At 71.3% G+C, this 21,796-nt stretch carries 24 protein-coding genes and 1 tRNA gene; 10 read left to right on the top strand and 15 right to left on the bottom strand.

The annotated features are described in order from the left end of the window. Positions 1–22: 22 nt before the first annotated feature. Entirely contained in the window at positions 23–901 is an 879-nt protein-coding gene (locus Q1K33_RS11250; protein ID WP_300403912.1) for an SGNH/GDSL hydrolase family protein, read from the bottom strand. A 51-nt stretch (positions 902–952) separates the two neighbouring features. Next, entirely contained in the window at positions 953–1,627 is a 675-nt protein-coding gene (locus Q1K33_RS11255) for a response regulator transcription factor (RefSeq protein WP_300403914.1), read from the bottom strand. Between the two features lie 65 nt (positions 1,628–1,692). Between Q1K33_RS11255 and Q1K33_RS11260 the strand changes: the two genes are divergently transcribed. Next, on the top strand, positions 1,693–2,502 hold the full coding sequence (locus tag Q1K33_RS11260) for a PIG-L family deacetylase (RefSeq protein WP_300403916.1): 810 nt from the start codon (positions 1,693–1,695) through the stop codon (positions 2,500–2,502). On the opposite strand, the gene Q1K33_RS11265 is transcribed toward Q1K33_RS11260, so the two are convergent. Genes Q1K33_RS11265 through Q1K33_RS11275 form a run of 3 tightly spaced genes read right to left on the bottom strand, consistent with a single transcriptional unit; the run spans position 2,487 to position 4,806 of the window. Then, positions 2,487–3,518, bottom strand: coding sequence for an adenosine deaminase (locus Q1K33_RS11265; RefSeq protein WP_300403918.1), 1,032 nt, complete (start codon positions 3,516–3,518; stop codon positions 2,487–2,489). The two genes, Q1K33_RS11260 and Q1K33_RS11265, sit on opposite strands and share 16 nt — an antisense overlap. Then, positions 3,515–4,264: a thioredoxin domain-containing protein gene (locus Q1K33_RS11270; protein ID WP_300403920.1), complete on the bottom strand. Its 750-nt coding sequence runs from the start codon at positions 4,262–4,264 to the stop codon at positions 3,515–3,517. The genes Q1K33_RS11265 and Q1K33_RS11270 overlap by 4 nt, the downstream gene beginning before the upstream one ends. Beyond that, positions 4,261–4,806, bottom strand: coding sequence for a MauE/DoxX family redox-associated membrane protein (locus Q1K33_RS11275; protein ID WP_300403922.1), 546 nt, complete (start codon positions 4,804–4,806; stop codon positions 4,261–4,263). The genes Q1K33_RS11270 and Q1K33_RS11275 overlap by 4 nt, the downstream gene beginning before the upstream one ends. A 107-nt stretch (positions 4,807–4,913) precedes the next feature. Here Q1K33_RS11275 and orn point away from each other — a divergent pair, with 107 nt between their 5' ends. The 5 genes from orn (at position 4,914) to Q1K33_RS11300 (ending at position 7,833) form a co-directional block, all read left to right on the top strand. Beyond that, positions 4,914–5,558, top strand: a complete 645-nt coding sequence (gene orn / locus Q1K33_RS11280; RefSeq protein WP_300403924.1) for an oligoribonuclease — start codon at positions 4,914–4,916, stop codon at positions 5,556–5,558. A 49-nt stretch (positions 5,559–5,607) separates the two neighbouring features. After that, positions 5,608–5,683: transfer RNA gene (locus tag Q1K33_RS11285), tRNA-His, on the top strand. A 147-nt stretch (positions 5,684–5,830) separates the two neighbouring features. Continuing rightward, positions 5,831–6,247, top strand: coding sequence for a DUF6153 family protein (locus Q1K33_RS11290; RefSeq protein ID WP_300403926.1), 417 nt, complete (start codon positions 5,831–5,833; stop codon positions 6,245–6,247). An 84-nt stretch (positions 6,248–6,331) separates the two neighbouring features. Continuing rightward, entirely contained in the window at positions 6,332–6,997 is a 666-nt protein-coding gene (locus Q1K33_RS11295) for a DUF305 domain-containing protein (protein WP_300403929.1), read from the top strand. Next, a complete protein-coding gene (locus tag Q1K33_RS11300; protein WP_300403931.1) occupies positions 6,994–7,833 on the top strand; it encodes a F510_1955 family glycosylhydrolase in 840 nt (279 codons plus the stop codon). Before Q1K33_RS11295 ends, Q1K33_RS11300 begins: the two co-directional genes overlap by 4 nt. A 50-nt stretch (positions 7,834–7,883) precedes the next feature. Here the strand turns inward: Q1K33_RS11300 and Q1K33_RS11305 are convergent, their stop codons facing one another. From Q1K33_RS11305 to Q1K33_RS11340, 8 genes are read right to left on the bottom strand one after another with little or no spacing between them, the layout of a single operon-like run. Further along, positions 7,884–9,323 (bottom strand): proton-conducting transporter membrane subunit, encoded by a 1,440-nt coding sequence (locus tag Q1K33_RS11305; protein WP_300403933.1) that lies wholly within the window; start codon positions 9,321–9,323, stop codon positions 7,884–7,886. A 7-nt stretch (positions 9,324–9,330) separates the two neighbouring features. After that, complete coding sequence (locus Q1K33_RS11310; RefSeq protein ID WP_300403935.1) at positions 9,331–10,830, bottom strand: NADH-quinone oxidoreductase subunit M; 1,500 nt, start codon at positions 10,828–10,830, stop codon at positions 9,331–9,333. Between the two features lie 3 nt (positions 10,831–10,833). Then, the gene (locus tag Q1K33_RS11315) at positions 10,834–12,816 is read right to left on the bottom strand and encodes a proton-conducting transporter membrane subunit (protein WP_300403937.1); all 1,983 of its coding nucleotides are present in this window, start codon (positions 12,814–12,816) and stop codon (positions 10,834–10,836) included. 5 nt (positions 12,817–12,821) lie between these two features. Continuing rightward, entirely contained in the window at positions 12,822–13,124 is a 303-nt protein-coding gene (locus Q1K33_RS11320) for an NADH-quinone oxidoreductase subunit K (RefSeq protein WP_300403939.1), read from the bottom strand. Further along, on the bottom strand, positions 13,114–13,713 hold the full coding sequence (locus Q1K33_RS11325) for an NADH-quinone oxidoreductase subunit J (protein ID WP_300403941.1): 600 nt from the start codon (positions 13,711–13,713) through the stop codon (positions 13,114–13,116). Before Q1K33_RS11325 ends, Q1K33_RS11320 begins: the two co-directional genes overlap by 11 nt. A gap of 7 nt (positions 13,714–13,720) precedes the next feature. Then, positions 13,721–14,665: an NADH-quinone oxidoreductase subunit H gene (locus Q1K33_RS11330; RefSeq protein ID WP_300403943.1), complete on the bottom strand. Its 945-nt coding sequence runs from the start codon at positions 14,663–14,665 to the stop codon at positions 13,721–13,723. Next, a complete protein-coding gene (locus Q1K33_RS11335) occupies positions 14,658–15,635 on the bottom strand; it encodes a hypothetical protein (RefSeq protein ID WP_300403945.1) in 978 nt (325 codons plus the stop codon). The genes Q1K33_RS11330 and Q1K33_RS11335 overlap by 8 nt, the downstream gene beginning before the upstream one ends. Then, positions 15,632–15,973 carry an NADH-quinone oxidoreductase subunit A gene (locus Q1K33_RS11340; protein WP_300403947.1) on the bottom strand — a complete coding sequence of 114 codons (342 nt, stop codon included), beginning with the start codon at positions 15,971–15,973 and terminating at the stop codon, positions 15,632–15,634. The genes Q1K33_RS11335 and Q1K33_RS11340 overlap by 4 nt, the downstream gene beginning before the upstream one ends. Positions 15,974–16,197: 224 nt before the next feature. Here Q1K33_RS11340 and Q1K33_RS11345 point away from each other — a divergent pair, with 224 nt between their 5' ends. The 3 genes from Q1K33_RS11345 (at position 16,198) to Q1K33_RS11355 (ending at position 18,311) form a co-directional block, all read left to right on the top strand. Further along, the gene (locus tag Q1K33_RS11345) at positions 16,198–17,028 is read left to right on the top strand and encodes a hypothetical protein (RefSeq protein WP_300403949.1); all 831 of its coding nucleotides are present in this window, start codon (positions 16,198–16,200) and stop codon (positions 17,026–17,028) included. 145 nt (positions 17,029–17,173) lie between these two features. Continuing rightward, positions 17,174–17,437 (top strand): hypothetical protein, encoded by a 264-nt coding sequence (locus tag Q1K33_RS11350; protein ID WP_300403951.1) that lies wholly within the window; start codon positions 17,174–17,176, stop codon positions 17,435–17,437. Between the two features lie 19 nt (positions 17,438–17,456). Then, positions 17,457–18,311 (top strand): helix-turn-helix domain-containing GNAT family N-acetyltransferase, encoded by an 855-nt coding sequence (locus tag Q1K33_RS11355; RefSeq protein ID WP_300403953.1) that lies wholly within the window; start codon positions 17,457–17,459, stop codon positions 18,309–18,311. Positions 18,312–18,321: 10 nt separating this feature from the next. Here the strand turns inward: Q1K33_RS11355 and Q1K33_RS11360 are convergent, their stop codons facing one another. After that, positions 18,322–18,642 carry a MerR family transcriptional regulator gene (locus Q1K33_RS11360; protein WP_300403955.1) on the bottom strand — a complete coding sequence of 107 codons (321 nt, stop codon included), beginning with the start codon at positions 18,640–18,642 and terminating at the stop codon, positions 18,322–18,324. A gap of 74 nt (positions 18,643–18,716) precedes the next feature. On the opposite strand from Q1K33_RS11360, the gene Q1K33_RS11365 reads away from it, so the two are divergent. After that, positions 18,717–19,145 (top strand): Hsp20 family protein, encoded by a 429-nt coding sequence (locus Q1K33_RS11365; protein WP_300403957.1) that lies wholly within the window; start codon positions 18,717–18,719, stop codon positions 19,143–19,145. 127 nt (positions 19,146–19,272) lie between these two features. Here Q1K33_RS11365 and Q1K33_RS11370 read toward each other — a convergent pair whose 3' ends face one another. Next, positions 19,273–21,228, bottom strand: a complete 1,956-nt coding sequence (locus tag Q1K33_RS11370; RefSeq protein WP_300403959.1) for a penicillin acylase family protein — start codon at positions 21,226–21,228, stop codon at positions 19,273–19,275. Between the last annotated feature and the right edge of the window lie 568 nt (positions 21,229–21,796).

Consider the following 21,796-nt stretch of genomic DNA (forward strand, 5'->3'; position numbering starts at 1 on the left):
CCTCAGCCCGACAGCCCGATCGTCACCCCAGGTCGAGCGCGCGGATCGTGATCCGCGCCATCGCGGACTCGCCCCGGGAGTTCGGGTGGACGACCACCGGGTTGGTGCCGAGCGTGGCCGGCTCCACCCAGCGGCGGCCGAGCACCTGGCAGGCGTCGTGGCCGCGCGAGGCCCTGGGCACGTTGACGTAGACGCTGTCGGTGGCGTCGGCGGCACGCCGTACCGCCTTGTTGAGGACCTTCTGGAGCTTGAACAGGTAGGGCACGTCGCCCCGGGCCACCGGCATCTGCGGGAAGCAACCGCGCCTGGGAGGCAGGATCCGGGGGTAGCCGAGGATCGCCACGGTGGCCTGGGGCGCCTTGCGGTGCACGGCGCGCAGCGCCTTCTTGATGTCGGGAGCAGTCGTGCGACGCACCGTCCGGACGAAGTCGTTGCCGTACCTGTCCTGGCACGGGCTGCCCCTGCCGGCGCTGGCGATGCCGAGCACCCCGCACTGCAGGATCGAGCTGATGAAGACCCCGCTGTCGTTGCCGCCGATGGTCATCGTCACCAGCTCGGTGGTGCGGCTCAGCGCCTCCAACTGCGGGGCGACACCGGGGTACTGCTCGGTGCGGTAGTGGGTGGTGTCGGCTCCACCGCAGGTGACGTCGGTCAGGCGGACGTCGATCCGCTCGGCGATGACGTTCGGGTAGTTGCGCGTGGAGCGCAGGCACATCGGTGAGGTCACGTCGATCGGCACCACACCGGACCCGGCACTGTAGGAGTCACCCAGGGCGACGTAGCGCAGCGCTGCGCGACGCTCCTGCTCGACCGGGGCAGCCTGCGACGGCGCGACCGAGGCGGTCGCGATCAGGGTGCTGACGGCGAGGCACAGCGCGATGACGGTACGGCGGGCAGACATGCCTCCAATGTAACGGACATCACACAGCGCGCCCTCGTCGGACGCGGTCCGTCAGCCCCGCGGAGGCGCCGCGAGCACCCGGGCCGTGTCCGGCTCGAACCCGTGCTGCATCCCCCAGATCACCGCCTGCGAACGACGGGAGATGCCGATCTTGCGATAGGCGCCACGGATGTAGGTCTTGACCGAGTTGATCGACAGGTAGGTCATCTTGGCGATCTCGTCGTTGGACAGGCCCTGGGTGATCAGCGCGACGACCTCGGCCTCGCGGGCCGAGAGGCCGTGCTCGCGGCCGGGCCAGACACCGGCGATCCGCTCCTGCCGCGGAGACGCCCCCGAAGGATCCGGAGCAGGCCGCACGACCTCACCGCCAGCCACGGCCTCGATCGCGTCGATCAGCTCCTTGGCGGCCAGCTCCTTCGACAGGTAGCCCGAGGCTCCGCGGGCCAGGGTCCGGTCGACCAGCTGCGCGTCGACGTTCCAGCTGAAGACCACGACCCGGGCCCGACCTCCGTTGACCAGGGTCTCGAGGTCCACTCCGTCACCCTGCACCTGCCCGAAGGTGTCGTACAGGATGATGTCGACGTCGCTGATCACCGGCAGCTGGCTGTCCAGCTCGACGACCCGGACCCGCTCGGGGAAGGGGGCCAGGAGCGCGGCGACCCCCGCGATCACGATCTCGTAGTCGTTGACGATCGCGACGGTGAGCGGCTCATGTGGTGCGGACATGAGCGGCAGCCTATTCACCCGAGTGGAGGATGGCGGGCACTTCCCCCAGTTCTTACTATTCCGCTGTGTCATCGCCAGGCCCGTCCAGCTTGTCGGAGCCGACAGACCAGGCCGGGCACTCGGCGGCCCGCGAGTGGCTCGACCACCCGTCGTACGGCGCCACGGCACGCCTCGACCTCACCCACCGGGGGCAGGCGTGCTCCCGGCTGGTCGTCGTGGCGGCGCACCCCGACGACGAGAGCCTGGGCGCCGGTGGCCTGATCGCCACCGCGGCCGCGGCCGGCCTGGCGATCTACGTCGTCCTGCTCACCGCCGGCGAGGCGTCGCCGTACGCCTCTCCCACCTCGACCCGGCACGCCCTTGCGACGCTGCGACTGGCAGAGATGGAGAACGCGCTGGCGCGGCTCGCCCCGGAGAACTACCTGGTCTTCCTCGGCGCCCCCGACGGCGAGGTCGAGGCCGCGGAGGACCAGGTCGCGCGCAGCCTGACCGAGCTGCTCGGCGACGGGCGCCGCACCCTGGTCGCGGCACCGTGGCGCCACGACGGGCACCCCGACCACGACGCCGCGGGTCGAGCTGCGGCCGTGGCGGCGCGGGCCAGTGGTGCACGCCTGGTCGAGTACCCCCTCCTCGCCTGGACGTTCCGTCGGCCCGACGAGCTCCCGTGGGAGGACGCGCGGTGCCTGGCACTGAGCACGGAGCGCCAGGAGCAGAAGGCAGCGGCGATCCGCTCGCACGTCAGCCAGGTGCGCGCCAGCGCCGGGCACGCCGGCGGCACCGCGCCCCTGCCCGGCCGGGTGCTCGCGCACTTCCACACACCCTTCGAGCACTACCTCGAGGCAACGGCGACCGAGGCGGATCAGCCGCCGGAGTAGGCGTCGATCTCGGCCAGCAGGCTCGCCCTCACCGCGTCCGGGGCGTACGACGCCCGCACCGCCGCGCGGGCGAGGTCGGCCACTCCCCCGGCATCGAGCGAGAGCAGGTCGGCGGCGATCTCGTACTCACGGTTCAGCGAGGTCCCGAACATCGGCGGGTCGTCGGAGTTGATGCTCACCGACACCCCGGCCTCCACGAAGGTGCGCAACGGGTGCTCGGCCAGAGTCGCGACGGCGCGCGTGGCGATGTTGGACGACGGACACACCTCGAGCGGGATCCCGCGCTCGGCCAGGTGGACCAGCAGGTCGGGGTCGGCCGCCGCGGACGTGCCGTGCCCGATCCGCTCGGCACCGAGGTCGCGCAGCGACGACCAGATCGTCTCGGGGCCCGTGGTCTCGCCTGCGTGTGGCACCGAGTGCAGTCCAGCTGCGCGCGCTGCGTCGAAGTGCGGCTTGAACTGCGGCCGCGGCACACCGATCTCGGGCCCGCCGAGGCCGAAGCCCACCAGCGCGTCGGGCCGGTGGTCGAGGGCGAAGCCGAGGGTGGCGTCCGCAGCCGGGATCCCGGACTCGCCGGGGACGTCGTAGATCCAGCGCAGCACCAGGCCGAAGTCGCGCTCGGCGGCCACCCGGGCGTCCTCGATCGCCTCGGTGTAGCCCTCGATGGCGATGCCACGCAGCACCGACGTGTACGGCGTGCAGGTGAGCTCGGCGTAGCGGACCTGCTGTTCGGTGGCGAGCTCACGCGCGACCTCGTAGGTCAGGTAGCGCACGTCCTCGGGGGTCCGGATCAGGTCGACGACGGCGAGGTAGACCTCGATGAAGTGCGCGAAGTCGCGGAACTCGTAGAAGGCGCGCAGCGCCTCGGGCTCGGAGGGGACCGTGCCCGGGTGGCGCTCGGCGAGCTCGCTCACGATCCGCATCGAGGCGGATCCGACGTGGTGCACGTGGAGCTCGGCCTTCGGGAGTCCTCGGACGTACGACGAGAGGTCACCGACCGCAGCGGGCCGCGTCACGAGACCTCCTCCACCAGGTTGTCGGCGATCTCTTCCCAGCTCTTGCCGTCACGGAAGGCGACGCCGTCGAGCACGACGGTGGGGGTGCCCTGCACCCCGGCGTCCTCGGCCTCCTGGGTGGCGGCCTCGACGTCGTCCATCCGCGACCCGTCCTCGATGCCGGGCCGTACGGCGGCCTCGTCGGCGCCGGCCTCGACGGCCTTCTCGACGAGCCAGTCAGTGTCCGGGAACGGCCCCTCCTCGGCGGGCTGGTCGGCGAAGAGCAGGTCGTGGAACTCCTTGGCGACCTCGTCTCCCGCCTCCTGCTGGACCACGAGGAAGGCGTTGACGGAGTCGGCGGAGTAGGGGCCGAACCGGTTGAGGATGGCGATCGGCCGGTAGTCGACGACCACGGTGCCGGCCGCGGCCGCCGCGGCCAGGCCCTCGCCCGCGCCCTCCTCCAGGACGCCGCAGATCGGGCACAGGAAGTCCTCGTAGATGACGACCTCGCGCGGGGCGCCGGCCTCGCCGACGATGAGCCCGTAGTCGCTGGAGCCGACGTCGGAGGCGACCAGGTCCTCACCGGAGCGGGTGCTGATGAAGATCGCCGCGACCACCACGAGGAGCAGGAGTCCGCCGACGATCGCTCCACGCTTGAGGTTCTCCGCGCGGCGCCTGCGCTCGGCCTCGGCGCGCAGCTCGGCGGCGCGCTGCTCCTTCGCGCGGACCTTGGCCGCCCCCTTGGGCGTGCCGGGCTTGTTGCTCATGGCAGGGATCCTTCGTTCAGGTCGTCGAGCGCCGGGGTGGGCTCGGGCACGACGGGTGGACGGAACAGCAACGAGTCGAGGGCGAGGCGGCTGCTGCGCAACCGGGCCAGGAAGACCGACAGTGCCAGGAGCCCCACGTCGCGGGCGATCTCCCAGGGGTACTGCGAGGCCGCGTCGGGGTTGGCCCCACCATCACCGAAGCAGCCGCAGTCGATCTCGAGCCCGCGGGCCCAGGCCGAGGCGATGGCGATGATGAAGGCGACGAGCAGCACGGCCGAGATCACCGCGGCGCCCCGTGTCATCAGCCCGAGGACCAGCGCCAGACCGACCACGACCTCCAGCGGCGGAAGCAGGTGGCCGATCGGCTCGACCAGGGAGGCGGGCACCAGCTCGAAGGCGCGCACGGACTCGATGCTCGCGGCAGGATCCGGGAGCTTGATCAGCCCCGCGGCGATCATCACCCCGCCCACGATCAACCGGGCGGCGAGGCCGAGCCAGGCGGGTGTGGACCCACGGCGCAGGTCGGAGAGAGGGTGAGCCACGACAGTCGAGCCTACGGGGTGACGCCGCGGCACGGCGTACGACGGCGGTCGTCGTTCGGCGCCTGGGCGCGGCGCCGCGTCGGAGGCGAGCGTTAGGGTGCGCTGTTGTGAGTACCTCCAACGAACGACTGGTCTGGATCGACTGCGAGATGACCGGCCTCGACCTCGGCGCGGACGCCCTGGTGGAGGTCGCCGCCCTGGTCACCGACTTCGACCTCAACGTCCTGGGCGACGGCGTGGACATCATCATCAAGCCTCCGGCGGAGGCGCTGAAGCAGATGATCCCCTTCGTCCGCTCGATGCACGAGAGCTCCGGCCTGCTCGAGGTCCTGGACAGCGGCGTGAGCCTGGAGGAGGCGGAGGAGGGCGTGATGGCCTACCTGCGCGAGCACTGCCCCGCCGACAGCCGTCCACCTCTGGCGGGCAACAGCGTCGCCACGGACCGCGGCTTCCTGGCCCGGGACATGCACGTCCTCGACGCGTTCCTGCACTACCGGATCGTCGACGTCTCCTCGATCAAGGAGCTGTCTCGGCACTGGTTCCCGCGCGCCTACTTCGCCTCCCCGACCAAGCGCGGCAACCACCGCGCCCTGGCCGACATCCAGGAGAGCATCGAGGAGCTGCGCTACTACCGCGACACCGTCTTCGTGCCCGCTCCCGGCCCCGAGAGCGCGATCGCCAAGGAGGCCGCGGCCCGCCACGGCGGCGCGCTGACCGGTCTGACCGGGTCCGATTCTGCACCCGAGGCCTGATCCGTCTACACTTCCACCCGGTCCTTCGGTGCTGCCGAGGGAGACCATGGTGGGTATAGCTCAGCTGGTAGAGCGCCGCCTTGTGGTGGCGGATGTCGCGGGTTCAAGTCCCGTTACTCACCCCAGTCACGCGGGCCCCTGACCTGTGAAAACGGGTCAGGGGCTCGCGCTTTTTGCACATCGCCCTCGAAGAGGCGCCTGAGGGTCGGCCGCCTTCGTAGGCAGCCGATCGAGCCTCCCTGCTCGCTTCGCGGCTCCAGTACAGTCGTCTCGTGCGCAGCAAGCGGCGACCTCGGACCCTCGCCTGTTGGCTGCTCGCGCTGCTGTCCGTGTTCGCCGTCTTCGCGATGCACGTCCTGGCTGCTACCCCGGCAGCGGCTGGTCCTGGTTCCGGGACTCACGCGGCTCATGGCGCCCCGGTTGCTGTCGACACCGCCGCTGCAGGGGACGACGTGCTCCCGACCAGCGGTGACGGTGGCGGCGGCCATGCCGGAGTGCACGGCGGGCTCGGTGGCATCTGCCTCGCCGTCCTGAGCGCGCTCCTGCTGCTGTTCGCAGCGGGCCGTCCGGGGCGCGGTTGGCCGGCTGCGCGCCTCTCAGGACTGGGACAGTGCCCGGTGGCTCCGAGGCGAGACCTTCGTGGCCCCGCGCCGCCCGACCTGCACGTGCTCTGCATCGCCAGGTGCTGAGTCGCCGCAACTCCATCGACATGTCGTCGGTGGGGTCGCGCAGCCTGCACTCAGCCCTGACCACTCTGACGAAACGAGCACACGATGACCTCGAACATGCACGCCCAGCACGCCGCCGTACGCCCCCTCCGCTCGCTCCGCCGGTCCCGCGCCGTCGTCGCCGGAGCGGCACTTCTCGGCCTCGCCCTCACCCTCACGGCCTGCGGTGAGACGGATCCGAGCCCCAGCCGCGCCGCTGTGAGCACGGCGTCCGACGGGACGGAGTTCAACCAGGCGGACATCGACTTCGCCACGCGGATGATCCCGCACCACGCCCAGGCCGTCGAGATGGTCGTCATGGCTCAGGGCCGCGACCTCAGCTCCCCCGTGGCGACCCTGATGGAAGACATCCGCACGGCTCAGGTGCCGGAGATCGAGACGATGGCCGACTGGCTCATCACGTGGGGGGAGCCCGTGCCCGAGACGTCTCTGGACCACGCCAACGCCGAGAACGGTCACATGAGCGACATGGACGGGATGGACGGGATGGAGGGGATGATGAGCGCCGCCGAGATGGACGAGCTCGACGCCTCCTCCGACGCCGACTTCGAGGCCCTGTGGCTGACCATGATGGAGCAGCACCACGCCGGGGCCATCGCGATGGCCGAGAGCGAGGTCGAGGACGGGCACAACCCGGAGGCCGTCGGCCTCGCCGAGGCCATCATCACTGCGCAGACCAGCGAGATCGCCATCATGAAGGACCTCCAGTGAGTCGCCCCCGACTCCTCGCCGTGGGCGGAGCGCTCGCGATGCTGCTGAGCGCATGTGCCCAGGACCGCGACGACAGCTGGCCAACACCGGTCGACGTGGCCCACGTACATGGCCTCAGCACCGCACCTGACGGCACCGGCCTGCTGATCGCCACACATGCCGGCCTCCTCGCCTACACCGACGGCGGCCTCGCGCGTGTCGGCTCGTTGTCCAGCGACCTCATGGGCTTCTCCGCCGGCGGCGCGGATCGGCTCTACGCCAGCGGTCACCCTGGTCCGAGCGAGGACGGCCACTTCGCACTGGGGCTGATCACCTCGGGTGATGGTGGCGACACCTGGGAGCCCGTGTCGCTGTCGGGCGAGGCCGACTTCCACGCACTGGATGCATGGGAGGGCGGGGTGATCGGCTACGACGGCTTGAGTGGAGCTCTGTTGCGCAGTCTGGACGACGGCGCGACGTGGTACCCGATGCCGATCGACGCTCCTGTCGTCGACCTGGCCGTAGACGACAGCGGTCGGCTCGTCGCCGCGACCGCGGCCGGGCTCCAGGTCAGCGACGACGCGGAAGGCACGTTCGCGCTGGTGCCGGAGTCGCCGGCGTTGGTTCTCGTCGACTTCGCGCCCGACGGCCGACTCGTCGGGCTGGACGAGTCCGGGCAGGCCTACACGAGTGTCGACCTGCGCACCTTCGAAGCGCGTGGCTCCGTCGGCGAGTCGTTCACCGCGATGACGACCGGCCCCGCGGGCGAGGTCTGGGTAGCGACGCCCGAGAGGCTCCTGCGCAGCGTCGACGAGGGGGCGACGTTCACCGAGGCGTTGGCGTGGGGCATGTCCTGAGCCTGGAAGGCTCCCGACCCGTGCTTCGGAAGTCCTAGCCGGCCCGGCCGTCAGCTCGCCAGAGCGAGCGCTGGGCCGGCCAGCAGGCCGAGGACGACCGCGGCCACCGCACACGCGACGGCGACCTGGGCGGCGCGGGGGTGACGAGTCTCCTGGCTGGGGTGTGATGCCCCGGGGTCTGCTTGTCCGGGCGCTCCCCGTGTCGGATTGCTGAGGCACGATGCCAGCCACCGGAGGTAGTAGGTCAGGCTCAGCACCGTGTTGGCGGCCACGAGGACGGCCAGCCAGGGCAGGCCGGCCTCCCAGGTCACGACGATGGTCAGCAGCTTGGCCACGAAGACGGCCGTGGGCGGGGTGCCGACCAGGCCGAGAAGACCTACGCCGAGACTGGTGGTGAGTCCGGGTCGCGTCCTCCCCATCCCGCGCCAGTCGTCCAGGCTGCGGCGCTCGGGCTCGCTGGCGAGCACGGCGAAGCAGCCGAGGTTCGTCACGGCGTAGCCGGCGAGGAAGAGCAGCAGGGCGGGGCGGGCCTGAGCCGACCCGGGCACGGCGGCTGCGGCCGCCATCAGGTAGCCGACCTGGCTGATCGTCGACCATCCCAGGAGACGTCCGACGTGAGCCTGGTTGAGGGCACCGAGGTTGCCGATCGTCATCCCGGACGCCGCCAGAGCGCCGACGAGCACCGGCCAGAGGCGATCTGGTGGCAAGGCCTCCAGCAGGCGAGCGATGGCGAGGACCGCGCCCAGTTTGGGCACGGTGGTCAGGAAGGCGCCGGTGGTGGTCCACGACCCCTCGACGGCGTCGGGCACCCACAGGTGCGCGGGCACGGCGCCGGCCTTGAACAGCAGACCGGTCAGCACCAGGACGACCCCGGCCGCGACGGCGACCACCGGCGCGGTGATCAGGCCATCAGCGTCGCCGAGGGCGTCGTACGACGTGCCTCCGGCCAGGGCGGAGAGGACGGCGGCGCCGAGCATCAGCAGGATCCCGGCGAGCGCGCCGAGGAGATAGGTCTTCAGGGCGGCTTCGGGTGCCTTCTCGCCGGTGGAGAGTCCGATGAGTGCGTAGAGCGGGATCGAGGCGAGCAGGAACCCGACGACCAGGACGGCCAGGTCGGTGGTCTCACCGACGACGAGCGCCCCAGCGCCTCCGAGCAGGAGCAGGACGTAGATCTCGGACTCCCGCGCCTGCTCGGCGATCTCGTCACCGGCCAGGAGCAGGAGCACGAGCAGAGCGAGTCCGACGACGAGGCGGAGGACGCCGGTGGCGTCGTCGACGGCGACGGTCCCGCTGAACGCCGAGCGCTCCCCCTCGGTGAGCCCTACGATCGACGCCACGAGGGACGCCCCGACCCCGACGGCTGCCAGGGCTCGGACGCGCTGCTGCTCCAGGCGTGGCGTCCATGACCCGAGGAGCAGGCAGCAGATGGCGGTCAGCAGCAGCAGCGCTTCGGGCAGCAGCATCAGGACGTCAGTGCCCATCGAGCTCATCTGTGCCTCATCGGGCGACCAGGGAGGCAACGGTGGCGGCTGCCGGCTCGATGAGGTCGAGCAGCGGACGCGGGAAGATCCCGACGCCGATCGCCAGAGCGAGCAGGCCCCCGACGGGGACCCACTCGCGAGGCCGGACGTCCGTGAACTCCTCCGACAACGGGCCCGACGGCCCGGTGATCAGCCGCTGCACGGCCCGCAGCAGGACCGCTGTCATCAACAGGATGCCGATCAGCGCCACCGCGGACACCGGGACGGTGCCGATGCTGCCGGCGAAGATCTGCAGCTCGGCGACGAAGCCGGACAGTCCTGGCAGGCCGAGCGAGCCGAGAGCCGCGACGACGAGCAGGGCCGCGAACCGCGGAGCATGCGAGGCGAGACCACCGTACTGGTCCATCGCGTAGTCCCGGTGTCGCGACCAGACCACCCCCGCGAGCAGGAAGAGCGCGGTGGTGAGCAAGCCGTGGCTGACCATCTGCGTGACCGCACCGGTGATCGCCGTACGTCGCAGCTCCGCGTCGTCGGTGCCGCCGTCGCTGCCGACGACACCCGCTGCCCCCACGGCGAGGACCACGTAGCCCATGTGGTTGACCGAGGTGTAGGCGATCATCCGTTTCAGGTCGGTCTGCGCGAGAGCGACGAGTGCACCCCACAGGACCGAGGCGATCCCGACCGCCACGAGCACGGGGGCCCAGGCACGCAGCGCGTCGGGAAACATCGGCATCGCGATCCGCACGAGGCCGTAGGTGCCGAGCTTGAGCATCACCCCGGCGAGCACGGCCGAGCCGATGGCCGGGGCATCGGTGTGGGCAGGGGGCAGCCAGGTGTGGAAGGGCACCGTCGGGGTCTTGACCGCCAGGCCGAGCAGGACCGCGCCCAGGACGAGCACCCCGACCGCCCCGTCACCCTGCAGGGGCGGGTCGGCCGCGAGGGTGACCATGTCGAAGGTGTGACTCTCGGAAGCGACGTAGAGCCCCACGAAGCCCACCAGCAGGGCGAGCGAGCCGAGGAAGGTGTAGAGGAAGAACTGCAACGCCGAGCGGGCCCGGTCGCCGTGACCCCACCCGTTGATGGAGAGGTACATCCCCACGATCGAGAGGTCGAAGAAGACGAAGAACACGATCAGGTCGGCCGAGGCGAAGACGCCCAGGCACGTTGTCTCCAAGGCGAGGAACAGGGCCGCCTGCAGCCGGGGGCGCCTGGCCTCGGCCAGCGCGAAGACGGCGCAGGCGAGGAAGACCACGGTGGTCATTGCGACCAGCGGGAGCGAGAACCCGTCGAGTCCCACGTGATAGCTGGAGCCGATGCCGGGGATCCAGGAGACCTGCTCCTCGAAGGCGAGTCGTCCGGTGCCGGGGTCGTCGTAGCGCCACCACAGCACAGCGACACCCACGACCTCGACCAGCGCCACCGCCACGAAGGCGAGGCGGGCGACCCGGTCGCTGACGGCGGGGACCAACAGCAGCACGGCCGCCAGCAGCGGCAGGAACAGCAGGGCGGAGAGCACGGCTCACCTCGAGCTTTCGATGAGGACGACCACGGACACGAGGACCAGCACGACCAGGAGCGAGCCGACGAGCTGGAGGTAGTAGCGGTGGAGCTGGCCGGAGGATGAGGTACGGCGTACCGCTCGCCCGCCCCGGCGGGCACCGCGCGCCACCCCCTGCACGACTCCTGCGATCGAGGCGTCCCCCCGTGCGGAGGAACCGGCTGCTCGCAGCGTGCCCGACGCGGTCCGGGCCACGGCGCCGGACAGGGCCCGGTCGTCGAGCCTGGCCACGGACCGAGCCGCGCGGATGGTGAGCCGCGCGGCACCACTCGCAGCGCCGGCGATGATCCGGTCGTCGACGCGGGCAGCCGCCGCGGCCGTGCGCAGGGTCGGTCGGACGATGAGCGTGTGGGCGGCCCGTTCCAGGTGCAGCCACGAACCGAGGAGACCGGTCACGGGTGACGACGCCGAAGCCTGCTCGTCGCAACGGTCCCACCGGCGCAGCACCCACGTGCCGGTACCCACGGCGACGAGGACCACCAGGGCCGAGGAGACCACGAGCTCACTGGTGCTGGGGGCGACGGGGATGCGTCCTGGCACTCGGTCGAGGACCTGCGGGAGCGTCAGCAGCCCGAGGACCACACCGGCCAGGGCCAGAGGTGCCAAGGCGATCGGGACCCTAGCGTCCACCGCTCGCGTGCCCGGCTGCTCCTCGTCGAGCCCGATGTCGTGGCGCGGCCTGCGCGGGCGGGCGAGGATCACCAGGGCTACGAGTGCGTAGGCGACCGACAGCGCGCTGGCCAGGAGCGCGCACAGGTAGAGCGGCAGCGACTCCTCACGGACCCCAGCCAGGACGGCGTCCTTGGTCGCCCACAGCGACAGCGGTGGGAGCCCGGACAACGCCAGCAGGCCTGCCCCCGACAAGGCGCCGAGGGCGGGCCAGAGCCGCAACGCGCCGGTCAGCGCGAACAGACGCTTGGTGCCCAGCGCGTGCAGCCACGCACCGGCGGCGAGGAAGAGCAGCGACTTGACGGCCGCGTGCGCGACGAGATGGGTGGTGCCCGCCGCGGTGGCCCCGACCCCGGCGGCCAGCACCACGAACCCGAGCTGGGCGGCAGTCGAGGCAGCCAGGAGCTGCTTCAGGTCGGTCTGGGCGATCGCGACGCAGCCGAGCAGCACCGCGGTCGTGACGCCCACCCACGACGTCGTCGCACCAGCCCAGGACGTGCCTTCCAGGAGAGGCGAGAGCCGGACCAACAGGTAGCCGCCCAGAGCGACCATGGCTGCGGAGTGCAGGAGGGCCGAGGCGGGGCTGGGCCCGTCCATGGCGCGCGCGAGCCAGAAGGAGAACGGCAGCTGCGCCGCCTTCCCCAGACCCGCCACGAGCACACCCGCAGCCGCGACGTCGCGCCACCCGCCGTCCATGCCCGCCAAGGAGTCGAGCGAGAGGTCGGTGCCCCCGGCGAGCGCCGCAGCCGTGGCCAGGTAGAGACCCAGGTCGGCGCCACGGGTGGTCAGGAACGCCGTGGCGCCCGAACCGACCCGACGTGGGTCGGCCCAGCGGTACCCGATGAGCGCGTACGACGCGACGCCCATCAGCTCCCAGCCGACCAGGAGTGCGGGAAGGCTGGTGGCGAGCACGGTCAACGCAGCCGCAGAGGTGAAGAGCAGCATCAGGCCCGTGAATCGCGGTTCGCTCGTCTCGGGCTCGGAGGTGGCGACGGTGAGGACCAGGGTGGCCACGACGAGCATCGTCGGCAGGAGGAGGACTGCTGGACCACCCGCCGCCAGGCCGAGCTCGGATCCCGCCACGAACGGTGTGCCGACACTGACGCCGCTGACGACGACCGGCCAGGACACCACGGCCATCACAGCGAGCACTGCTGCGCCGAGCCAGCCGGCGTTCGACGAGGAGATCCTGACGACGCGCGCCCCCAGCAGTGCCGCACCCACCAGTGCGGGTGCCACCACGATCGCGACCAGGAGCACCTCCTCGATGCGCACGCCGCTCACTCGTGCAGCTCCGCGGCCATGTCGGTCATGTCAGTCCCCGTCCGACGGTGCAGCAGCGTGGCGATCGCGAACCCCGTCGCCATCTCGACCGTCATCGCAGCCAGGACGACGAGGAGCAGGACCTGGCCCGAGGGGTCTGGCGACAGGAACCACCACAAACCACCCAGCGCCAGCAGGACGCCGGCGATCATCAGCTCCAGGCCCATCATCACCATCACCACCACTTGCTGCGACAACGCGCCGTACAGCCCGATCGAGAGCAGGGCGGAGGCGACCAAGAGCACCGTCTCAACGGTCACGTCGACGACCTCCTCGTTGCGTCTCGCCACGCAGCGGTGGGTCAGTCGGGGTCTGATCGAGGTCGTCACCGAGCCGGTCGTAGCGGGTGCGGGCGGTGGACAGCGCGACGCCGACGACGATGGTCGCGACCATCACCGGGCCCACCGCCATCATCACCAGCATGTGACTCTCCATGATCGCCCGACCCAGCGCCTCGGTGACGTCGGGCGACGGTGCCCCGCGCCGCTCGGGCCACGGCACCAGCACCGCACCACTGCCGAGCACCACGAAGGTGACGAGGGAGGCGCCGAGCGCGGTGCGGTGGGAGTGCACCATGCTCATCGGCATCAGCGCCGGGTTCATCCCCATGAACATCACCATGTAGACGGCCATCACGGCCATCTCCATCACCATCATCAGCACCACGATCACGCCCAGGTAGGACTGCTGCATCAGCAGCAGGGCACCGCCCGTGGCGACGAACGACACGGCCAGGGCATAGGTCGCGCGGGCCATCGAGTCGACGACGAAGACCAGGGCACCGAAGACCACCGCCACCACGGCACAGCCCCAGAAGGCGAGGTCGACGACGAGACTCGAGTCGGTCATCAGTCGATCACGACCCCGACACCACGAGCACGGCCACGACCAGGTCCTGCAGCACCACCAGTGGCAGCAGGATGGTCCACAGCGGCTCCATGAGCTGGTGGGTACGCAGGGTCGGAAGGCGTCCGGCCGCCCACGCCAGCGCACCGGTCAGCAGGAGCGCCTTGAGCACCACCCACACCGCATCCGGGAGCCAGGGTCCCGATCCACCGCCGAGGAACAGCGGCACGGCGATCGCTGCGCCAGCCCCCATCAAGGCATGCCGGCCCGCGCGGACCACGAGGAGGTCCGGTCCGGACAGCTCGGCGAGCGCACCATCCGACACCTCGGAGCCGACCGGGGCTGCCAACGGCCCCGAGACCGCGAACCCGAGGACCCCGACCAGGTAGGCCACGAACGCGACCGGCATCCACACGGCGTACCACAGGGAGGACTGGGCGTCCGCGACGACCGCCAGGTCCAGGCTGCTCGCGGCGATCGCCGGCGCCACGAGGGCGAACATCAGGGGCAGCTCGTAGCCGAGCGCCAACGCGAGGAAGCGATAGCCCCCCACCAGCCCAGCTACCGAGTTCGCGCCCCAACCAAGCAGCCACACCAGTGCCCACACGACGACGTCGAGGGCGTTGGCCCACACGACCCCGAGACTCCCAGGCAGCAACGCGGTCTCACCGACCGGCACCAGAGCGATGAGCAACACCGCGACGGGGAACAGCCCCCACCCACCGACACGCCACAGCAGCCGGTCCGCGGACAACGTCGTACGACGACCCTGCCGCAGCAGACGAGCCGCCTCGGCAGGAGCGTGCGCCATCGAGGCAGGCACCGCCCGACCGGCCGCGACACCCCGGGAGACGCTCGCGGTCCACGCCAGCACGAGCACCAGTCCGAGGGCCAGCACAGCGCCCAGGGCGGCGGCGGGCAGTCGTGCCAGCTGGTCTGCGAGCGGGTCAGTCATCGAGGCTCCCAGAGGCATCGACGACGCCCTGCAGCAGCGGCGCATGAGCCGCCACCAACAGCCGTACGTCGCCGAGGTCGCGGCCGGAGACCAGCTCGACGAGCTCGTCGTCGCTGATCAGTGCCGGGACGGAGTCGGCGAGGGCGGTGTGGAGGACCTCGCCGGCGGTCCGGGGCAGGGCGCCTCGACGCGTGAGCCGGTCGAGGCGACGTAGGACCCGGTCGCCGACCTCGGGCGAGGACGGCGCCACAGAGCGTGCCAGGCGCGCCTGGCGCTCGTCACCGAGGAGGGAGAGCACGGTGGCCGCGGCGTCCCAGCCACCGGCGAGATCGTCAGCTCGACCGGTCTGCGGCGGAGCAGTCGGGTGCGGGGGCTCCCACCACGTGACCTCTGCCTCGACCACCACGTCACCGTGCAGGGTCGTGACCAGCTCGAGTCCACCCGGCCAACGATCGAGCAGTGGGCCGAGCGGGTGCCGCAGCGCGTCCATCTCCAAGCCGTCGCGGTCCGGTGCTCCCTGCGCCAGGACCAGCCCGCCAGGCGCCATCTCCATGTCGTCGTGGTCCATGTCGTCGTGGTCCGTCTCGTCATGGCGGGCCGAGTCGGACCTCACCCACCGCGTGGCCTCGTCGAGCTCGCGGCCGCGCCGATCGGCGAGCTGTCCTGCTCGATCACGCAAGCACGCGCGCAGCCCGTCCAGCGTGCTGGGGACCGACGAGACGGCCGTCGGCTCTGCCCGCGCTCGCGGCCCGGGCAGCTGCGACCAGAGGACGTCCGCAGCAGCTCGGAGCGGGTCCGGCAGCGTGCCGGCGATCAGCAGGGCATCCGCGGAGGCCGGCGAGGGTGCCGGCTGCCAGCCTCGGCGGTCGAGCTCGCGGTGCGTCTCGGCACGGACGTACCGCCCGCCCGGGGCCTCCACGACGTACACCCGTGGCCGAGCGGTCGCGAGGGTGACGACCCGGCCCCTCATGCCCACCGGAACGCCCCCTCACGACGTGCCCAGGCAACGGCGGCCAACAGGATCGCGAGGAAGACGAACATCTCCACGACCGCACCGGTGCCCAGGTCAGCCACGACCACTGCCCAGGGATACATGAACAGCATCTCCACGTCGAAGGCGAGGAAGACCACGCTCGCGGCGTACCAGCGGACGTGGTAGCGCGAGAGCGCGTGCTGCTCCGGCACCCGTCCCGACGCCACGGGCAGCACCAGCACAGGCGATCGCGTCTCGGCGAGCGCGGTCCCGACGGCCCGTAGGGAGAAGGCGCCTGCCGCGAGCAGCAGGGCGAGCACGGCGAGAGCAATCATCAACGGTCTCCTGTCCATTCACCCCGTACGGACGTGCCGACGACCGTACCGAGAGCGAACCTGGCCGACCACACCCATCCGGTCGACCACGCCCATCCGGTCGACCGGGCCCTCGTCGAGCGCGCCACGAGCGTGCTGACCGTGATCGCTGCCGAGGTCACGGACTCCGCCCGGGGGCGGCACCATTGACGGCGTCGACGCCGTTCGGGGCTACTGTCGCGGATGTGCCAACTTTCGAGGACGTCACCCGCGAGCACGTGCTGCTCACCCTGCAGGAGTACGACGGACTCGGGGCCACCCGATTCCTGGAGGGGTATCGGTTCGCAGCCGCGCCCGAGTACGTGCTGTGGCACGAGGGCCGCAGCTACGACTCCAAGGCCGTGCTCGGCGTTGCCCAGCGGTTCGTGACCGGAGCCGCCGCCAGCAGCAGCAGCTTCAGCGGGGGTCACGACGGTGCCGCCAAGGTGCTGCGCAACCTGGACTTCGAGGTCAGCGGGACCGACACGGACGGGCACTGGCAGGACGTCTCGGACGTCGGTCAGGAGGAGTCCCGCGTCGCCTGGTCCGCCGCGGCTCGCGACGTGCTCCTCGGTGTCGCCGGGCGCTACGGCTCGGTGGTCACCACGAAGGACCTGGCCGTGGAGGTGCAGCGGCTGACCGGGATCCGGAGCACCCAGCTGGCGCACTACTGGATAGGCGACGTCCTGGCCAGGGTGGCCGCGGAGTGCGATCGACGCGGGGAGCCCCTCCTGCCCGCACTGTGCGTCAACGGATCGGGCAGTGTCGGCGAGGCCTACGCCGTCGCCGTACGAGCCGGCGGCGGCGAGGCGCCGGACGCCCCCGACACCCACGCGGCTGTCGAGCGACTCGCCTGTCACCGCTACTTCGAGGCCGCCGACCTGCCTGCTGACGGCGGCCACCCGGCCCTCACCGCGACGCTGCAGCGATCACGGGACCGCGAGCGCAGGCTCCGGCAGGCCGACGTCCCGATCGCCACGTGCTCGCGGTGCAACATGGCCATCCCCAACACCGGTCTCTGCGACAACTGCGACTGACCTCCCACTCGCCCGGGTACGGGGACGCATCGGCCACCAGCCACGTGCGGGTCGTCAGGACGGCTCCACGACCCCACGGGCCGCGATCGCCATGGCGCGGCGAAAGATCTCGTTGACGTCCCCTCGACACTCCCCGGCGATCCAGGTGCTCAACCCGACCCGCATCGGCGTCGGGATCGAGGCCGGCCACAGCACCGAGCACGGCGTCCATCAGCGCTACGTCGTCGGGTTGCGCGGCGAGCGCGGACCTGGACCATCAGCTCGAACCAGGCCCTCTGACGGCGTGGTTCCTGTTCTGGGGATTGTTGTAGCCGGGCTCGTCGAGGTTCCGCGGCCGCATGAACCCGACCTGCCCGTCGACAACCAGGAGCTTGCGCTGGTTGCGCACTCCGGCAACTTGTCTGACTGAGGTCAGATAGATTGGAGCGGTGCTCTCCACCATCCAGGTCCTGCGCCGCTTCAACCGCACCTACACCCAGCGCATCGGCGTCCTCGACGAGTCGTTCCTCGGCCTCGGACTGCCCCTGAGCAGCGCCCGCCTGGTCTTCGAGATCGGTGCCGAGGGCGCCGGCGTCGGGGACCTGCGGTCCCGGCTCGGCCTGGACTCGGGCTACCTGAGCAGGCTCCTGCGGAGCCTCGAGGAGCGCGACCTGGTCACCGTCGAGCCCGACCCGGCCGACCGGCGTCGTCGTACGGCGATCCTCAGTCCGTCCGGCCGGCGTCTGCTGGAGCAGCTGGAGCAACGCTCCGAGGACCTGGCACACCGCCTGGTCGCACCCCTGACCGAACGCCAGCGGGCGCGCCTGTCCGAGGCGCTCGGCACCGCAGACCTGCTCGTGCGAGCGGCCACGGTCAGCCTCGACGAGGTGGACCCGGCGGGCTCGCGCGCCACGGCAGCCATGGGGCACTACTTCGCCGAGCTCGACCGCCGCTTCCCAGGAGGCTTCGATCCCGGCGCGCCGACGCCTCCGGACTCCTTCACGGTGGCCACCAGCGACGGGCGACCCGTGGCCTGCGGCGGGGTCCAGCAGATCGGCGCCGGCATCGGAGAGGTCAAGAGGATGTGGGTGGACCCGGCGTGGCGAGGGGCAGGGCTCGGCTCGCGATTGCTACGCCATCTCGAGGGCGTCGCCGCCGACGCCGGGCACCGCGTCGTACGCCTCGACACCAACGGCACCCTGAGCGAGGCGATCGCGATGTACGAGCGTGCCGGGTACACCTCGATCGAGCGCTACAACGACAACCCGTACGCCGAGCTGTTCTTCGAGAAGGCGCTCCCCTGACCGCTCGTCCTCAGCGTCCTTGCAATCGGTCGACGTCCGCGCGCAACCTGCCCACCTCCGCCTCCAGCTCGAGCACGTGAGCGATGCCGGCGAGGTTGAGGCCCTCGGCCAGGAGCTGACCGATCCGCACCAGGCGGGCGACGTCATGGTCGCTGTAGAGCCGGGTCCCCCCGTCGGTGCGACCCGGCGACACCAGGCCTCGTCGCTCGTAGACCCGAAGGTTGGCGATCTGCATCGCCGCCATGTCCGCTGCCACCGAGATGGCGTAGACCGCTCGTCGTGACGTCGTACCCATGTCCTGGAACCTACCCCTTGACATCTCCTTGCGCATGCATAAAATCTATATCGCTCACTACAGATCTGATGCAACGGGCATCAGAGATCCGAATCCCGAGGAGGACACCCATGTTGCTGCGTACCGCCGACCCGTTCCGTGACTTCGACCGCCTGACCCAGCAGTTGCTGGGCACCACCAACCGGCCCTCCGTGATGCCGATGGACGCCTGGCGCGAGGGCGACCGGTTCGTCATCGAGTTCGACCTCCCGGGCGTCGCTGCGGAGACCATCGATCTCGACGTCGAGCGCAACGTCCTGACCGTGCGGGCCGAGCGAGTGGCTCGCAACGGTGACTGGGAGATGCTCGCCACCGAACGCCCCCGTGGAGCGTTCAGCCGCCAGCTCGTGCTGGGCGACAACCTCGACCTCGAACGCATCGACGCCTCCTACGACGCCGGCGTGCTGCGGCTGGTCGTGCCCGTCGCCGAGAAGGCGAAGCCGCGCAAGATCTCGGTGGCAGCCGCCGGCTCACCCGAGCGCACCGCGATCGACGCCTGACCCGCGTTACGCACCGGGTCCGGTCACGGGGCCGCTTCTCCTCCGGGAGGGGCGGCCCCGTCGTGTGTCGCGACTGAGCGAGAAGTGCGGCTCCGGAGCCTCGCGGCGCCTCCTGCGGCTCCGGTGGTCAGGACAGCTCCACCTCGTCGAGCAGCGACCAGTCCGTGACGATCGGGAGCAGCTCGCCGCTCGCCCACGCATCGAGCTGGTCGTGGTGGTGCGGGTCCCCCGGATCTCCGGCAGCACCGGTGGGGACCACCCAGCCGCCAGCGGTGCGGTCGGCGAGGTCCCACACGTAGCGCGCCACCGAGCCGCGGGAGCAGAGATCGGTCTGGGCCGGGTACGACGAGGTGCACCGCACGCAGTCGCTGTCCCCCGAGATGGCCGGCTGCGACAAGGCGGAGCCATCCACGTCTGGTACGGCGTGGGTCGGCGCGAAGACGTGGGTCTCGCCCCAGGTCGCGGGAGGGAAGGTGTCGACCTCCTCGAGCGCCTCGCGGGCCAGGACCGCGAGGTCGATCCCGAACGGAGTGCCTGCTCCGGCCAGCGTCGGCAGCGACAGCGCGATCCGGTGCGTCGGGTCGAGGAACGCGGCGAACACCGCATCGTGCTGGTGCTCGGCCGGAGGGTCGAAGAGCGCCGCGAGCTCGGGGCGCTCGGCGAGGCGGCCGACGAGGGCGGTGCGCCAGGCCGCGAACCTCGCCGCCTGGAACGAGTCGGCCTCCATCCGGCCGTCGAAGCCGTCGAAGGCGCCAGGCACCAGGGCCGTCAGTGCTGGGACCGTCCCGAGCAGGGTGTCGTCGAGGATCTCGACGAAGTCCTGCGTCGTGAGGTCGGAACGGCCGCGGAGCAGAGCGGTGATCCGACGCGCGCGGTACGGCGGAGCGAAGGCCCCGCCGACGGCCTCGCTCTCGGGGCCGCGACGCTCGTTGGCGGTGACGACCTGCCCGTCGGGCCCGACGTCGTGCCGGGGAGCCTCGAGCCACCCGGTCCACTGCGCCCCATCGGCCGACCGGGTGGGGACCCGGCCTGCGATGCGGTAGCGAACGGTGCCGTGCACGTCGGCGATCACCGCGTTGTTGACCGGCTCCACCCAGTGCTCGAGCGCGGCGTCCACGTCGTCGACCGTCCGGGCCCTGAGCAGCGGCAGGAGCGCCTCGAAGCCGACGTCTCCCAGCACCGTCGAGGCGTCCCGAAGACTGTGCCCGGGCTCGAAGACGACCCCGCGCGCGGTCTCGACGACCTCGACGGACTCCTCCCGGTAGCCGCCCTCCTCGCGCACCACGATCGTCTCGGTGCGCTCGTGCACGACATCGTCGGGCGGCGACTGCTCGTCGTACACGTCCTGGTAGTCGGCGGCAGCATTGGTGATCGCCCACGCCACGTCGCCGGCGTGGGCGAAGTGCTGGACCCCGGGGACGCCGGGAAAGGCGAAGCCCACGACGTCGCAGGGCTCAGGCGGGTCCTCGCACGCCAGACGCACCTGCATGTAGACGCCCGGCTGCTCGATGACCCGGTGCGGGTCGCCCCCGACGAGCGGCCGCCCGGACGCGGTACGGCCACCGCCGACGGCCCAGGCGTTGCTTCCGTTGGCGGGGATCCCCTCGTAGCTGATCAGGTGCGCCTGCTCGCCCAGCGCCGCCTCGAGCCGACGCCGCCACAGCTCACCGCCGAGTCCGGCGAAGAGCAGGTGCTGACCGTGGAAGACCGCCAGCGGCGTCCACTCCTCCCACGGCTGGGGCGTCGCCTCGAGTGCCGAGAGCTCATGGGCGTCGTGGCGCAGTCCCGCGTTGACCCCGTCGACGTACGCCGCCACGAAGGCCCGGCTCTCGGCCGACAGCGCCGCATGGGCTCGGCGAGCGGTGTCGACCAGCAGGGTCTGCCGTGCCAGCCGGTCCCAACCGAGCCCGGACTCCCCCACCAGCTCGGCCGTCGTCCCGGTCGCGCGGCGTCGCTGCCACTCCAGCTGCCACGTGCGGTCGCGCGCCGTGATCAGTCCCTGCCCCGCGGCCAGCTCGAGCATCGACGCAGCCCGGACGTGCGGGATGCCGTGGTCGTCCCGGTACAGGCGTGCGGAGCTCATGCGGGCGAGGCTAGCCGTGACGCGGACGGTGGACGGCGTTCCTCGGGGGCTGGTCGTTCTGCGGGGTGGGGGTGGCGCCTGCGCGCTCGTGGTGCTGACCCGTCCCTTGTGGCTGGTGTGGCGCCCGCGCGCTCGTGGTGCTGACTCGCTCTGCGGGTCGGCGTGGCGCCCGCGCGCGTAGTCGACCGGGTCTCGCCGTCAAGGATCGCCTGCGGCGCCCGCTTCGCGGCGGCCTGCGGCCGTCCTTGACTGCGAGCCTCTCCCGGTCGACTGTTCGACGCGCTGACGGCACGAGCAAGCTCGCGCCGCCGCATGCGCGGGCGCCCCACCCGTCACATGCTTCACATCGTCGTATCGAGTGGGCGAAGACTGCAGGTTCTAAGTCGATTTTCTTGTCGTCTGTGACCACTCGGTGAGCAAATGTGACCCGTGGGACTGATGGGGTGGGGCCGCGCTTGCGCGGGCGGCGCAGCCGAGCGCAGCGAGGCGGGGCCTGCCCGCAAGCGCCGTGAGAGCCGACCGGCCGGGGCCCGCAGTCAAGGACGGCCGCAGGCCGCCGCGAAGCGGG

This window comes from Nocardioides sp. (genome assembly GCF_029937575.1).
Taxonomy (GTDB): Bacteria; Actinomycetota; Actinomycetes; order Propionibacteriales; family Nocardioidaceae; genus Nocardioides.